Genomic DNA, 14,892 nt, shown 5'->3' with positions numbered 1-14,892 from the left:
GCGGCAGAAACAGGCCTCGCCGCAGATGATCCGCTGCCCCTTCCCTGCCGGTGGCCGGAGGAAGCATTCTTTCAGGACCGTATTTGTCAGGAATGGGTTAAGAAATTCGGAATCAGGATTGATCTGGATCAATCATGCGGCACGCGCCGCTCCAGTTCTTCCAGCCACAGCCGGGCATTCCCATCCGATGGCGCGCGCCAGTCACCGCGCGGCGACAGCGCGCCACCGGCCACCACCTTCGGCCCGTTGGGCATGGCCGAGCGCTTGAACTGGCTGAAACCAAAGAAACGGTTAAGGAACACCCCCAGCCAGTGGCGTATTTCCGCCAGTGTATAAGTCCGCCTGCCTTGGGCAGGAAAGCCGGGGGGCCAGCCCCCGCCCTCAGCGTCGCCCCAGGCATGCAGCGCCATAAACGCGATTTTGGAGGGGCGGAAGCCATAGCGCAGCACATGAAACAGGGTGAAATCCTGCAACGCGTATGGCCCGATCAGCGATTCCGTGCTCTGCACCGCCTGCGTTGCGGTGGCGGGCACCAGTTCGGGCGAGATCTCGGTGCACAGGATGGCCTCGAGCACCGTGCAGGTGCGCGCCTGCTCGCGCCCGCTGGCCATGACCCAGCGGATCAGATGCTGGATCAGGGTCTTGGGCAGCCCGGCATTGACATTGTAATGGGCCATCTGGTCGCCCACGCCATAGGTGCACCACCCCAGCGCAAGCTCCGACAGGTCGCCCGTGCCGATCACGATCCCGCCCGACTGGTTGGCCAGCCGGAACAGGAAATCGGTCCGCAGGCCCGCCTGCACGTTCTCGAATGTCACGTCATACACCGCCTCACCCGCGGCGAAGGGATGACCCATCTGCTCAAGCATGAGCCGGGCTGCGGGGCGGATGTCGATCTCGCGCGCCTGCACGCCAAGGGCCGCCATGAGTTCATGCGCATTGTCGCGCGTGGCCCCCGTGGTGCCAAAACCGGGCATGGTGTAGCCCAGCACCGCCTGCCGCCCCAGCCCGCATTCCTCCGCCGCGCGGGCGGCGACGAGCAGCGCATGGGTGGAATCCAGCCCGCCCGATACGCCAATGACCAGCGTTTTGGCGCGTGAGGCGAGCAGGCGGCGCTTGAGCGCGGTAACCTGAATGGTGAACGCCTCGTAGCAGTCCTGATCGAGCAGCGCCGGGTCGCTGGGCACGAAGGGGAAACGCGCAATGTCGCGCCGCAGCCCCAGATCGGTTGCTGGCGGGGTGATGGACAGTTCGATGTGCCGCCACGCGCCTGCCGTGCTCCGGGCACAATTATCGGCGAAGGTGCCCATGCGCAGGCGTTCCTGGCGTAGCAGGTCCAGATCCACATCGGCCATGAGCGTGACCTGACCCGAGGGGAAACGCTCGCTTTGTGCCAGTGGCATGCCATTTTCAAAAATTGAGGTCTGCCCGTCCCATGCCACGTCGGTGGTGGACTCGCCTTCGCCCGCCGCCGCATAGACATAGGCGCACAGGCAGCGCGCCGAATGCGACTGGCACAGCAGCGTGCGCGTGCGCGCCTTGCCTACCGTGATGTTGCTGGCAGAAAGATTGGCAATGACCGTGGCCCCGGCCAGGGCGGCATCGACACCCGGCGGGTGCGGCACCCACATGTCCTCGCAGATCTCGGCGGCCACGGTCAGCCCCTGCACCGCAGGCGCATGGAACAGAAGGTCAGTGCCAAACGGCACGGCCTCACCGCCAAGGGTGACCACGCCACCGCGCAGCGCCGCTCCTGGCGTGAACTGTCGCGCCTCATAAAACTCGCGGTAATCGGGCAGGTAGGATTTGGGCACCACGCCCACAACACGCCCGTCATGCAGGGCAACGGCGCAGTTATACAGCGCATCGCCCACGGCCAGCGGCGCGCCAACGAGCACCAGCGGCAGCAGGGCCGCCGTCTGCCCGGCCAGCCAGCCAATCGCCTCGCGCACGCCATCAAGCAGCACATCCTGCTGGCGCAGGTCATCAATGGCGTAGCCCGACAGCCCGAGTTCGGGGAACACGGCCACCACGGCGCCAGCCTCGTGGCAGGCGCGGATGGCCTGCACCGTGCGGCGGGCGTTTTCCATCGGGTCAGCCAGGGCCACGGGCAGGGTGCAGGCTGCCACCCGGGCAAAGCCGTGGTGGTACAGGCTATGAAAACCTGCCGTGTCCGTGCCGTCTTTCATGTGCTGCCTCCCGCCTGATCTGCGCGAAACCCCGCTCGGGTCGTAACCGCGCCGGGGCCAAAATAACGTATTGCGATGAACCCGTCGCCCTCTGGCGCATTGTTAAGGGGCGGATGTCATGCCCGCGTCTGTCACAACATCGATCGGAAGGAACCGGATCATGGACCTGTTACGCTGGACCATCACATTCCTTGTTCTCGCCCTGATCGCCGCGGTTTTTGGCTTCGGCGGCATTTCGGACACGTTTGCCTATTTCGGCAAGGTGCTCTTCTTCATCTTCATCGTGCTGTTCATCCTTGGATTGTTTTTCGGCCGCGGCCGCGGAACTTCGCCCTGATCCGTAACCCCCGGCGCACGACAGGGATCAGCGCCAGCGCGTAGATCCCGCCCAGCGCCGCCATGGAAAGCGGCACGCCGGGCACAAGATAGGTTGCCGCATCGCACGGCTTGGCCGGGCGGGATGGCATGGACGCCAGACGCTGCGCGAAACTGCCGCCATGAAACGTGGGCGCGCGGCATTCGGGCAGCGGGCTGGGCCACCAGCCCTGCTCCACGCCCACATGCAGCCCGCCAAGGGCCGCCGCCACCAGCAGCACCGGCATGCACAGCCACAACGCACCGCGCGCCGCGTCACGTGGCAGCACCGCCGCAAGCAGTCCCAGCCCCGCCAGCACCCGATAGGGCCAGCGCTCCCATAAACATAATCCGCAGGGCACATGGCCCAGCGTATATTCACTCCACCAGGCCACGCCAAGGGCGGCGCACCCGGCCATTACCATCAATAAAGCGGTTGAACGCATGGGCGGTTATGACCGCCCCGCAACAGGTGCCGCCTCAAGCGCGCGCAGGAAATCGGCCGCCCAGCTTATGGCCGTGGTGCTGCTGACTTCCTGCTCCAGCGCCTGCCAGCGCGTGCGCCGTTCCGCCAGCCCCATGGTCAGGGCGGCGTGCAGGGCATCGGCAATCTCATCAGGATCATAGGGATTGACCAGAATGCCCTCATCCATTTCCGGCGCGGCACCGGCAAAATGCGACAGGATCAGCACCCCGGGATTGGCCGGGTTCTGGGCGGCCACGTATTCCTTGGCCACGAGGTTCATGCCATCACGCAGCGGCGTGATCAGGGCGGCTTCGGCCCGGCGGTAGAACCCGGCCAGCACCTCACGCGGAAGCGGACGGGTAATGTAGCGGATGGGCGTCCAGTCAAACTCGGAATAGGCGCCGTTGATCCGCCCGGTCAGTTCATCAAGCTGCCGGCGTAGCTGGCGGTATTCCTCCACGCTGCCGCGCGAGATGGGAGCCACCTGCAGAAAGGTCACCTTGCCGCGATGCTCGGGGTAGCGCGCCAGAAGCGCCTCATAACCCCGAAACCGCTCGGGCAGGCCCTTGGAATAATCCAGCCGGTCCACGCCCAGCACCAGCCTGGCGCCGCGCAGGCTGCCTTCAAGCCGCTCGACCTCCGGGCCTTCCATACTCTTTTCGGCCTGCGCGCGGAACTCATCGGGGTCGATGCCGATGGGAAAGGCCTGCCCCCGCGCATCAAGGCCATTGGCCTGAAGGGAATGGTTGAGGTTCTCGGCATCCTCGGGTGTCTGTACGCCAATCAGGTCGTAGCTCTGCATATCCTCAAGCAGGAGGTCGGCGCCGGGCAGCGAGCGCACGAGGCTCCATGGCGGGAACGGAATATGCAGGAAGAAGCCGATGCGACATTTCACCCCAAGGTCACGCAACGCCTGCCCGAGCGGGAACAGGTGGTAGTCATGCACCCAGATCACGTCATCAGGCCTGAGCAGGGGCAGCAGCGTGCGGGCAAACATGGCGTTGACCGCCAGATACGTCTTCCAGTCCGTGCGGGAATAATTCATCAGCCCGACACGGTAGTGGAACAGCGGCCACAGGATGCCGTTGGAGAAATTCTGGTAGAACCCCTCATATTGCAACGGGGTCAGGTCAATGGTGGCGTAGGTGACGTTATCGACCCTGTCGAGCCGGGGCACCGGGTCGCCGCCATGCAGCTGCACCTGCTTGCCCGACCAGCCGAACCATAGCGATTCCCCCTCGCGCAGCGCATCTTTCAGCCCCACCGCCAGCCCACCGGCAGGCTGGCTGCGCTCACGCGGGGAAGGCACGCGGTTGGATACGATAATCAGCCGCCCCATGCGCCATCACCCCCCTGTGCCAACCCGGCCAGCCATGCACGGAAAGCCGCCGGATCAGGGAAATCATTGGGAATGCGAAAACCCACCCCTCCAAGCCTGACCGCTTCGCGCATGCCATCCTCATCGGTCACGTCATCGCCCACGAAGATGGGCAGCCGCCCCGCGAACGGCGCGCCCTGCATCACCGCTTCAACCGCATGGCCCTTGTCGATGCCGGCGGGGCGGATTTCCCACGCCATCTTGGCAGCCTGCACATGAAACGCGCCGTTGGTGGCCTTAACCCATTCATCCGCGATCTGGCCCAGAGCCGGACCCGCATCGGGCGCGCCGCGATAATGCAGCACGAGCCCCGCCTTCTTGTGTTCGATCCGCACACCGGGGTGGGATGCGGCCAGCTTCTCCGCCTCATCCATCCATGCCTGCGGCACAGGCGGCAGCGCCGCGCGCTCGACGGGCTGGCCCGGCGCATGGCGGATGGCGATGCCATGCTCGCCCGCCACGGCATAGGGCACATCAGGCAGGAAATGGTCGATCTGCTCGATGGGGCGGCCCGAAATGACCGCGAGCGCATTGCCGCATTTATCACGCAGGCGGCGCAGGGTATCGCGCAGGCCGGGCGCCACGACCACGGATTCGGGCGTAGGCGCGATATCCACCAGCGTGCCGTCAAAGTCCAGGAGGAAGGCAGCGCGTGCAGGAGGCGGCAGCCGATCGAGCGAAGGGAGGGAGGATGTCTTGCTCATGATGGATCTAGCCTCTGGCAAAGCTGGGTAATACGCAAGCCCACAACCGTGCTGAACAGGGCTGCAGCATTTATACGACACAAATTAAATAATTTTCTAATGCAGCATGAGGGGCGCCGCCCCTTCATCGGCAGGCTCGGACGGCATGGCGGGCATCGGCGGGGAAAGCGGCTGCGGCGCAGGCTGGGGGGCGACTGGCGTGGCACCCACACCACCGGCCTGAGGCGGTGCGGGCTGACCATCGGGCGTGGCAGCGGCGGGTGCTCCGGGTGTGGCTTCCGTGGGCACGGCCACGGCGGCGAGTGGCGGCGGGGTGGGTGCGACACTGTCGCCCGCGCAACCGACCAGCTGCACATCATAAAGCGGGTTCTGGAACACGCCGGTCGCGGGTTCGGCCACCGCCATCCAGCCCTGGAAGGCGGCCATGCCCTCATGCGCGTCATGTACGTCGAGCCACGCGGCGCTATCGGCAGGCAGGGTGGCCGGGCGCTGCAGGCACGACGTGGCGTGCAGTGTCAGACTTTTATAAGGCATGTCCTGGCCTACGGGCACGTTAAGCAGCGCGACATGGGCATCGAGCTTGTCAAGCACGCGCACCACCGCAACCGTGCGCCCCTGCCACGTATCGGGCGGGTACATGGCAGGCGAGGCCAGCCATTCGGTGGCGTGGGCGAGGCCCGGCAGGCCAGCGAGCAGCAGGGCGGGCAGGCAGCGGAGCACGCGCCTCATGCGTGGGGGCTCCGCAGGGTGTTGACCACCTCGATCAGGATCTGGCGCATGGCCGCCTCATCCACGCCCATCAGCACGGCATCCTCGAACGCATCTTGCAAGATGCCCTGCACTTCCGCATGATTTTCCTGCAGGACCAGCAGTTTGTCGCGGCACGAGACCGGCGTGCCATCACGCTGCGGCCAGACAGCAGGCGGGGCGTGGGCACCGCTCATGGCGCGTCTCCGCCCGGCGCGGGAGCGGCGGCCTGGCTGGCCTTGTCCTGCCGGGCCTTGGTCAGCGTATCGGTCACCGAGAAGATGAACTTGCTGAGCAGCTGCTCAAGGCTGATCGCGCCCTGGGTCTGGCCAATCGTGCCGCCGGGGGCGAGCATCTTGTCATCGCCGCCGGGTGAGAGGGCGATGTATTTGCCGCCAAGCAGGCTGTCGCTGGTAATGATGGCCGCCGTGTCATCGGGCAGCTTGATGTCGGGGCGCACGGTAAAGGCGACCTGCGCCGCATAGGTCTTGGGGTCGACGCGCTCATCGACCACCTGCCCCACCGTAATGCCCGCAAGCCTTACATCCGAGCCAATGGACAGCCCATCAATATGAGTGAACCCGGCATTGAGCCGGTAGCCGGTTTCATGCGGGCGGCCCTTGTCGAGCACGGCATAGGCCAGCAGCCCCGCAAGCCCCGCCAGCACGGCAAAACCGGCAAGAAGTTCCGCTGGCTGACGGCCCGCGCGCCCTGAAACAGCAGCAACCATGATGGCAAAGCTTCCCCAATATCCAATGGCGCATACCCTAGCAGGTTACGCCACGGGTTTCATCCCTCGGGGTACCATGCCTCATAATCACTGGTGGTTGAAGCCCGCTGGCCGCCCCGGCAGTCACTGCCGGGCGGGTGGTAGGCATCCGCCGTGCCGGTCTGGTTGGGCTGCCAGGGCTGCTGCCACGGCTGGCGCGCGCTTTCGGGCAGGGGGGCGGCCTCCATGTGGTGCAGCCAGCCCCACCATTCGGGCGGCACGGCGGATGCGTCCTCGCCCTTGTGATAGATGACCCAGCGCTCGTGGCGCTTTTCCCCGCCGCCGGTGCGGTTGGGGGTGCGGGCCTCATAATAACAGCGGCCATCGGCATCCTTGCCGACCAGCCGCCCCCTGAAGCGGGTATAGATACGGGTGCCTAGATTTGCCATGCCGCAAGCCTAATCCGCCCGCAACCGCGTGGTCCACGCGCATCTGCGCGCGCGCCCGTCACATCTGCGGGATCAGTATGGGGAAGATCAGCGCGGGGCGTGCGTCGGGACTGCCCGCACTTTTTACAGACGCCGCCTTTTTGAAAAAAAGCGGCGTCCGGAAACTTTATATTTAAGGCGCACGGAGCAGTCGCCTCACGGCGCGGTGATGGCGGCGCGCGAAGCCGCTGCACAGTTATCCCCCATATCCACTGTATTCAGTGGCATGTATAGTTGCGACTCCGTTGTAAGCGGGTTCCGCCGCCCCGTGGCTGCCCGGTAAACAGGAAGCATGACAGCACGAAGCCACTGGAACGGCGTGCGTATGCGTACCGTTGAAGCCGCAGCGGACCCAGACGACGCGCCGCGTTCCGTAACCCTGCCCGCCGACTGGGATGATACGGCAGCCGAGGCCGTGGCCCGGCTGGCTCCCGGTCATGGCCCCGCCAACCTGCCCGAACTCGCGGCGCGATGGATTGATGACCTGTGCGCGGGCGAGGTATCCGGCCCGGTCATTGGCCCGGTCGCGCGCACGCTGTCGTGCCTGCTGCTCATGCGCCAGGCAGCACCGGGCGAAAGCCTGTGGCATGGCCATCATGACCGCAGGCCCACCTTCGTGGTCAACCTCGCTGCCTTTGTCGAGGCTGATAACAGCTTCATGGCGCGCGACTTCGTGGCAGCCCTGCGCCTGCTGGCCCGCGTGCTGCGCACCCTTGCGCACCAGAAGCTGCACATGCGCAATGGCGAACTGCCCCTGCCCGAGCCCGAGGGCGGAGCGGTGGCACATCTGCGCGCCGTGGCCCTGCCCACCGCAGGCGAAAGCCATGAACGCCCCCCCGTTGCGGGCGCGCTGCTGCTGACCAACCTCGATGCCTGCCTGGCCGGGCTGGGGCTGGATTATGACAGCGAGGCCGGGCGCGACGCGGCATGCAGCATCGTGGCGCTGGCCACCCTTGTCGCCCATGCGGGCGAAGGGGCGGACGCCATGCCGCTGCCCCCCGTGCGCAGCATCCTGCCCGGCGTGAGCCAGATCGCGCGCAGCGTGTGGCAGGAAGCGGCGGTCGAGACCGACCAGCCCGCCGCCCGTGTCGAGACCGGCTTTTCCACCCCCGGCCCCATCGATGCGCTTCTCGGCGTGGAAGCGTGCGGGCTGGCCCCCGTCTTTTCCCCACTGCGCGCTGACGGGCGGCTGGCCATGAGCACGCTGGCCCGCCTGGCCAGCCGGGGCCTGACGCTGGAGGCCGCCTTTGCCGCAACCCTTGCGGGCGAGAGCGTGCTGCCCCTGCCGGGCGCCGTATCGCACCAGGCCATGCACCGTGCGCTCAGTGGCTTTGTGGACCGCGTGCCCGCCCGCCCCGACGCCACGCGTGACACGCTGGCCACCCGCGCGGGGCTGGAGCGCGGCGTACGCCGCCACCTGCCCGCCCGCCATGGCGGCTTTACGCAGAAAACCCGCATCGGCGGCCACCGCCTGTTCCTGCGCACGGGGGAATATGCCGATGGCTCGCTAGGAGAGGTCAGCCTGACCCCCACGCGTGAAAGCCCGATGGTGCGCGGCCTGATGGACACGCTGGGCCAGGCCGTGAGCATCGGCCTGCAATACGGCGCACCGCTGGAAAGCTACGTGGAAGCCTTTGCCTACACCCAGTTCGGCCCCGCTGGCACGGTGGAAGGCGACCCGGTTGCATCCTACGCCACATCCATGCTCGACTACGCCTTCCGCGCCCTGTCAGATGCCTATCTGGGCCGCAGGCTACCCGATGCCCCGCATGAGGACGCACTGGCCGAAAGCCCCGCCCCCATGCTGCCGCTCGACCTGCCCGGCTCCGGCAATGACGATGGCGATGACACGCCGCCCCGGCGGCGCGGGCTGCGGCTGGTCGGATAACCCGGCGCAGCACTGCGCCGCCTGATACAAGGATTGTTGCCCATGCCCGATACAACACCCGAACAGCGCCTCAGGCAGCTTGGCATCGTGCTGCCCACGCCTGCCACCCCCGTGGCCAATTACGTGGGCACCGTCATCAGCGGGTCCTCGCTGGTGGTGTCAGGCCAGTTGCCGCTGGTTGATGGCAAGCTGCTGACCACCGGCAAGCTCGGCGGCACCGTGGCGGTGGAACTGGCGGTGGAAGCCGCGCGCTACAGCATGATTAACGTGATCGCGCAGGTTAAGGCCGCCGTGGGCGAACTCTCGCGCGTCAAACGCGTGGTGCGGCTGGGCGGGTTCATCGCCTGCACGCCCGACTTCACGCAGCATGCCGCTGTCATGAACGGGGCCTCCGACCTCGCGGTGGCCGTGTTTGGTGATGCGGGCCGCCATGCGCGCTCGACCGTAGGCGTGCCCTCGCTGCCGCTCGACTCCGCTGTCGAGGTCGAGGGCCTGTTCGAAATCGGCTGATGTAACCACACCAACGTCAAGGGAGCCTGTCATGACCGCACCGCCCCGCACAGCCTGCACCACGGCGCAGGCATCATGACCGGCACCACCATGACCCTGCACCGCCGGATTGCCGAGATCCCGGCGGCGCAGTGGGATGACTGCGCGGGTGATGAAAACCCGTTTGTCAGCCACGCCTTCCTCTCCGCACTGGAAGACAGCGGCTCCACTGGCCCCCAGACCGGCTGGATGCCCCAGCACCTGGCCCTGCGCAACGGTGAAGGCCACCTGCTGGCGGTCGCCCCGCTTTACGCCAAGGGTCATTCCTTTGGCGAGTACGTGTTCGACCACGCCTGGGCCCGCGCCTTCGAGCAGGCGGGCGGGCAGTACTACCCCAAATTGCAGGTAGCCGTGCCGTTCTCGCCCGTGCCGGGGCCACGGCTTCTGGTTCACCCTACTGCCCCCGATGCCGACAGCCTGCGCCTGCTGGCGGGCCGCGCGCTGCGGCAGGCCTGTGGCGAGATGGAGCTTTCCTCCGCGCACGTCACCTTCTGCACCACGCATGAATATGAACTGCTGGGTGAAAGCGGCTGGCTACAGCGCCTTGGCGTGCAGTACCATTGGGATAATCAGGATTATGCCAGCTTTGACGATTTTCTGGGCATGCTGGCCTCCCGCAAGCGCAAGGCCATCAGGCGCGAGCGGCGCGACGCCAATGCCTGCGGGCTGACATTCCACACCTATCGCGGCGCGGAAATTACCGAGGCGCTGTGGCATGATTTCCATCACTTCTACCTCTCTACAGTGGACCGCAAATGGGGCAGCGCCTATCTGCAGCCCGCCTTCTTCCCGCTCCTGTCCGAACGCCTGGGCGACAGGGTGGTGCTGATGATTGCCAGGCAGGACGGCGTGCCGGTGGCGGGCGCGCTCAACCTGATGGGGCGCGATACGCTGTACGGTCGCAACTGGGGGCGGCGGGATGGGGACTGGCCGTTCCTGCACTTCGAGCTGTGCTATTACCGCGCCATCGACTTCGCCATCGCCCACGGGCTGAAACGGGTGGAAGCCGGTGCGCAGGGCGAGCACAAGCTGCAACGCGGCTACCGCCCCTGCCTGACCCATTCCGCTCACTGGATCAGCCACCCCGGCCTGCGTGAGGCCGTGGCCGAATTCCTGCAGCACGAGCGCGCGGCCATACGGGCCGAACTGCCCGCCCTTGATGCCATGACCCCCTACCGCGTGGAGGAATAGGCGCGGAACCCGTTCAGGAGAACGCCGCCTTATTTCAAAGCAGAACAGCGCGATGATGCATGTCATGCCGCGGGGGGCACCATCATGCTAGCCTGTGCATCATGGCACCAGCGGCCAGCAGGCCGCCCCTGACAGCCCAAGGAGCGCACCCAATGTACGCAATGCGACTGCTCGCCCCCCACACCGCCCTGCAATGGACCGAACTGCCCGACCCCCAGCCGGGGCCGGGACAGATCCGCGTGACCGTAGGCGCGTGTGGCGTGTGCCGCACCGACTTGCACGTGGTCGACGCCGACCTGCCCTTCCCCGGCCATGCGCTGACCCCCGGCCACGAGATCGTGGGACGGATCGACGCCATCGGCCCCAATGTGGAGGGGCTGCACATGGGCCAGCGCGTGGGCATTCCGTGGCTGGGCCATACCTGTGGCTGCTGCCACTACTGCCAGACCGACCACGAGAACCTGTGCGACCACCCGCTGTTCACTGGCTACACGCGTGATGGCGGCTACGCCACGAAAGCGGTGGCGGATGCGCATTTCACCTTTCCCCTGCCTGATGGGGATGACGATGTGGCCGTGGCTCCGCTGCTCTGCGCGGGGCTGATCGGCTGGCGCTCACTGGTCATGGCGGGCCAGGAGGCCCGGAGCATCGGGCTGTATGGCTTTGGGGCGGCAGCCCATATCATTGCACAGGTGGCCGTGTGGCAGGGGCGCAAGGTCTATGCCTTCACCCGCCCTGGTGACACGAAAACCCAGGAATTCGCCCGCTCGCTCGGCTGCGTATGGGCAGGCGGCTCGGATGAAGCCCCGCCCGAACAGCTTGACGCCACCATCATCTTCGCGCCCGTGGGCGCGCTGGTGCCCGCAGCGCTCAAGGCCGTGCACAAGGCGGGGCGCGTGGTATGCGCGGGCATCCACATGAGCGAGATCCCGGCCTTTTCCTACGACCTGCTGTGGGAGGAGCGCCAGATCATGTCGGTTGCCAACCTGACCCGGCAGGACGGGATCGACTTCCTCGAACTCGTGCCGCGCGTGGACATCCGCACCACCACCACGCCCTATCCGCTGAAGGACGCCAACAAAGCGCTTGATGACCTGCGCCACGGCCGCTTTGAAGGCGCTGCCGTGCTGGTGCCCTAAAAAGGTTTCTGGTGTGGTTTTTCAGGTCCCGGAAGAGCGCCGCTTTATAAACAAAGGCGGCATCCGGAAACCTTTTTCATGTCCCCTGAGCCGCACTGAAGATGCCCGGGCGCACGCGCAAAAACGCCCCGGCCATTATTAATTCTGGCTTTTGGGGCAATCATTCTTTATGCACCGGCCTTCTCCCCTGACGCATGAACACGGCCGGCGGCCAGTTTCCTTCCTGCGTCGCCCATGTTCTTCATGTTTTTGTCCGGATTACCCGATACATGCCGTTTCCCGAAACCCACCCCGCCCTGCAACGCGCGCTGGACGAGCGTGGGTACGACAACCCGACTCCCGTCCAGAAAGCAGTTCTGGATGTCGCAGCCGAGGGGCGTGACCTCCTCGTCTCCGCCCAGACCGGCTCGGGCAAGACCGTTGCCTTCGGCATCGCCATGGCCGACACCCTGCTTGGTGGCGCCGAGCGCTTTGGCCCCGCAGGCCCGCCGCTGGCCGTCATCATCGCGCCGACGCGCGAGCTGGCCATGCAGGTCACGCGCGAGCTGACCTGGCTCTATGCCCCCGCGGGCGGGCGCATCGTGTCATGCATTGGCGGCATGGATGCCCGCCGCGAGGCGCGCGCGCTCCAGATGGGCGCGCATATCGTGGTCGGCACGCCGGGGCGGCTGTGCGACCACCAGTCCCGTGGCCGGCTGGACATGTCGGACCTGCGCGTGGTCGTGCTTGATGAAGCCGACGAGATGCTTGACCTCGGCTTCCGCGATGAACTCGAGCAGTTGCTCGACGCCATGCCCAAAACCCGCCGCACGCTGCTGTTCTCGGCCACCATCGCCAAGGAAATCGCATCGCTGGCGCGGCGCTACCAGAACGACGCCGTGCGCATTGATACGCTTTCGGGCGCCAAGCAGCATGCCGATATCGAATACCGCGCCATCGTGGCCGATGCGCGCGAACTGATCCCCGCCGTCGTCAACGTGCTGCGCTATACCGACAGCCAGACCACCATGGTGTTCTGCGCCACGCGTGAGATGGTGCGCCACATGCAGGCGGCCCTGGTCGAGCGCGGCTTCTCCTCGGTCGCCCTTTCGGGCGAGCTGGGGCAGAACGAGCGCACGCGCGCCATCGACAGCCTGCGCAAGGGTCAGGCCAACGTGTGCGTGGCCACCGACGTGGCAGCCCGTGGCATCGACATCCCCGCGCTGGCGCTGGTGGTGCATGCCACCCTGCCGACCGACCCGGCCACCCTGCTGCACCGTTCGGGCCGCACGGGGCGTGCGGGCCGCAAGGGCGTGTGCGTGCTGATGGTGCCCATGTCACAGCGCCGCCGCGCCGAGCGCCTGATGCAGGGTGCGAAGATCACCGCCACATGGTCCGGCGTGCCCACGGCCGCCGAGATCCGCGCCAATGACGCCAGGCGCCTGCTGGCCGACCCCGTGCTGAACCAGGACGTGGCCGAAGCCGATGCCGAACTGGTGGGACAGCTTGTGGAAGGCCGGACGAGCGAGCAGCTTGCCGCAGCCCTGCTGCAGATGTATCGCGCTCGCCTGCCCGCGCCGGAGAACGTGCGCCACATCACGCCTGACGCCCCGCGCCCCGTGCGTGAGCGCACCGAGCGCGACGGCCCGCGCCCCCCGCGTGAGAGCTATGGCAGCGGCGAGCCGGGCGCGTGGTTCGCCATGAATGTGGGCCGGCAGGAAAAGGCCGACCCGAAATGGCTGATTCCGCTGATCTGCCGCCTTGGTGGCGTGCGCAAGGCGGATATCGGCGCCATCCGCATCAATGACAGCCAGACGCTGTTCGAGATCACGCCGGAATCGACCGAGAAGTTCCGCTCGTGCATTGCCGCGATCGAGAATGACGAAGTGCAGATCTCGCCTGCCGCAGCCCCTGCCGGTGGCGCAGGCCCGCGCCGCAGCGGCCCGCCGCGCGGTGGCCGCCCCTTCGCCCGCAAGCCCGGTGGTGGCGGTGGTCGCCCCGGTGGCGGGTTTGGCGGCGGACCGCGCGGAGCAGCTTCATCGCGCAAGCGCCCGCCACGTTCATAAGCGCCAACGTCCTTACGTTTCCTTCATGCCCGGCATCGTCCGGGCATGTTGTGTTTCAGGGCTATGAAACACGATGGCCCTTCGTAGGCTCCCAGTCCTGTCAGGGCGTCCGGGGCAAAACCATCCCCTCCCCGCTGAGCGCGCGGCAGGGTGGATGCCGGGCTGCGGATTTCAGGAACGGTTCCTGAGAGGCTGTTTGGAAAGTCAGGCCCAATAATATCCTGAAATTATAAAGTTTTTGGCGAAGCTTTTCCCAAAAAGCTTCAGAAGACGCCGCCTTTTTGAAAAAAGGCGGCACCTGATGACTTTGATTATTTTTATCTAAACCCTGTTCCTGAACAGTTCTTTACTGGCTGTTCTGGCTATTGCCACCAAACAGGCTGCTCACGTCGGAGCCGGTCTGGCTTTTCAGGTTATCCCAGCGCTGACGTTCCTCGCTGCCTGCATCACGCAGCTTGTCGAGGCGGTTTTTGGGTGCGTTGCGAATCGCATCAAGCCGGTCACGGCCATTCTGGATCTTCTGGTCCACGCGGTCGCGGTCATCGGTCAGGTTCTGTTTTGCACTGTCCCACCGGCCCACCGTGTTCTGGCGCAGCGCATCCTTGCGGTCCTGATAGCCCTGCTCAACGTTCTGCTGCTTGTCCTTCCATGCCTGCTCACGGTCCTGCAGCCGGGTGTTGGCGCAGTCACCGGCCTGAGCCACGCGACCGAGCACATCCCATTTGGAGGTGGTCTGGCTGCTATCGCAATCAGCAGCCCGCGCCGTTATGGAAACACCCGTACCTGCCGCGACAACTGCCAGCACAAGCATATATTCACGAAATTTCATAAACGGAACCTTGTACAAAATGGTTTCTACCTGAAACTTTACAGAAACATATGTCAGATTCCGGTCAGAAACATGACAATGCACTGTCATCATTCCTGAATATAGTAATCAAACGCTGAAAGCGTAGCGCATGCAGCACATGCCACCTGCCCTGCAAACGCAGATGACCTCCAATACCTATGGTGGACAGCCTGCGATAATGGCACTATGTGACAT

At 65.8% G+C, this 14,892-nt stretch carries 15 protein-coding genes; 6 read left to right on the top strand and 9 right to left on the bottom strand.

The features are described 5' to 3' along the window. Positions 1-128 precede the first annotated feature (128 nt). Positions 129-2,189, bottom strand: a complete 2,061-nt coding sequence (locus tag CDI09_RS11085) for an NAD(+) synthase (RefSeq protein ID WP_078526180.1) — start codon at positions 2,187-2,189, stop codon at positions 129-131. A 160-nt stretch (positions 2,190-2,349) separates the two neighbouring features. Here CDI09_RS11085 and CDI09_RS11080 point away from each other — a divergent pair, with 160 nt between their 5' ends. Beyond that, positions 2,350-2,526: a DUF1328 domain-containing protein gene (locus CDI09_RS11080; protein WP_078526178.1), complete on the top strand. Its 177-nt coding sequence runs from the start codon at positions 2,350-2,352 to the stop codon at positions 2,524-2,526. Here the strand turns inward: CDI09_RS11080 and CDI09_RS11075 are convergent. The 7 genes from CDI09_RS11075 to CDI09_RS11045 form a co-directional block, all read right to left on the bottom strand. Further along, positions 2,480-2,989, bottom strand: coding sequence for a disulfide bond formation protein B (locus CDI09_RS11075; protein WP_078526176.1), 510 nt, complete (start codon positions 2,987-2,989; stop codon positions 2,480-2,482). The two genes, CDI09_RS11080 and CDI09_RS11075, sit on opposite strands and share 47 nt — an antisense overlap. Before the next feature lie 6 nt (positions 2,990-2,995). Continuing rightward, entirely contained in the window at positions 2,996-4,348 is a 1,353-nt protein-coding gene (locus CDI09_RS11070) for an alpha,alpha-trehalose-phosphate synthase (UDP-forming) (protein WP_078526174.1), read from the bottom strand. Next, complete coding sequence (gene otsB, locus CDI09_RS11065; protein ID WP_078526172.1) at positions 4,336-5,091, bottom strand: trehalose-phosphatase; 756 nt, start codon at positions 5,089-5,091, stop codon at positions 4,336-4,338. Before otsB ends, CDI09_RS11070 begins: the two co-directional genes overlap by 13 nt. Positions 5,092-5,187: 96 nt before the next feature. Continuing rightward, positions 5,188-5,820 (bottom strand): DUF2155 domain-containing protein, encoded by a 633-nt coding sequence (locus CDI09_RS11060; RefSeq protein ID WP_078526170.1) that lies wholly within the window; start codon positions 5,818-5,820, stop codon positions 5,188-5,190. Further along, a complete protein-coding gene (locus CDI09_RS11055; RefSeq protein WP_078526168.1) occupies positions 5,817-6,035 on the bottom strand; it encodes a hypothetical protein in 219 nt (72 codons plus the stop codon). Before CDI09_RS11055 ends, CDI09_RS11060 begins: the two co-directional genes overlap by 4 nt. Next, positions 6,032-6,568: an outer membrane lipid asymmetry maintenance protein MlaD gene (gene mlaD, locus CDI09_RS11050; protein WP_078526167.1), complete on the bottom strand. Its 537-nt coding sequence runs from the start codon at positions 6,566-6,568 to the stop codon at positions 6,032-6,034. Before mlaD ends, CDI09_RS11055 begins: the two co-directional genes overlap by 4 nt. Positions 6,569-6,627: 59 nt before the next feature. Beyond that, positions 6,628-6,996 (bottom strand): NADH-ubiquinone oxidoreductase subunit NDUFA12 family protein, encoded by a 369-nt coding sequence (locus tag CDI09_RS11045; protein WP_078526164.1) that lies wholly within the window; start codon positions 6,994-6,996, stop codon positions 6,628-6,630. Positions 6,997-7,327: 331 nt separating this feature from the next. On the opposite strand from CDI09_RS11045, the gene CDI09_RS11040 reads away from it, so the two are divergent. From CDI09_RS11040 to CDI09_RS11020, 5 genes are all read left to right on the top strand, one after another. Next, the gene (locus CDI09_RS11040; protein WP_110571328.1) at positions 7,328-8,923 is read left to right on the top strand and encodes a TSCPD domain-containing protein; all 1,596 of its coding nucleotides are present in this window, start codon (positions 7,328-7,330) and stop codon (positions 8,921-8,923) included. 42 nt (positions 8,924-8,965) lie between these two features. Then, positions 8,966-9,433, top strand: coding sequence for a RidA family protein (locus tag CDI09_RS11035; RefSeq protein WP_078526160.1), 468 nt, complete (start codon positions 8,966-8,968; stop codon positions 9,431-9,433). Positions 9,434-9,508: 75 nt separating this feature from the next. Next, on the top strand, positions 9,509-10,663 hold the full coding sequence (locus CDI09_RS11030; RefSeq protein WP_167370208.1) for a GNAT family N-acetyltransferase: 1,155 nt from the start codon (positions 9,509-9,511) through the stop codon (positions 10,661-10,663). A gap of 152 nt (positions 10,664-10,815) precedes the next feature. After that, complete coding sequence (locus tag CDI09_RS11025) at positions 10,816-11,802, top strand: zinc-dependent alcohol dehydrogenase family protein (RefSeq protein ID WP_078526158.1); 987 nt, start codon at positions 10,816-10,818, stop codon at positions 11,800-11,802. 269 nt (positions 11,803-12,071) lie between these two features. Continuing rightward, positions 12,072-13,847, top strand: coding sequence for a DEAD/DEAH box helicase (locus CDI09_RS11020; protein ID WP_110571327.1), 1,776 nt, complete (start codon positions 12,072-12,074; stop codon positions 13,845-13,847). Between the two features lie 346 nt (positions 13,848-14,193). On the opposite strand, the gene CDI09_RS11015 is transcribed toward CDI09_RS11020, so the two are convergent. Beyond that, positions 14,194-14,676 carry a hypothetical protein gene (locus CDI09_RS11015; protein ID WP_078526154.1) on the bottom strand — a complete coding sequence of 161 codons (483 nt, stop codon included), beginning with the start codon at positions 14,674-14,676 and terminating at the stop codon, positions 14,194-14,196. Between the last annotated feature and the right edge of the window lie 216 nt (positions 14,677-14,892).

Origin of the sequence: Komagataeibacter nataicola, from assembly GCF_003207795.1 — a bacterium.
GTDB lineage: Bacteria > Pseudomonadota > Alphaproteobacteria > Acetobacterales > Acetobacteraceae > Komagataeibacter > Komagataeibacter nataicola.
The sequence above is the reverse complement of the archived record's forward strand: the minus strand, read 5'-3'. Positions and strand labels throughout refer to the sequence as shown.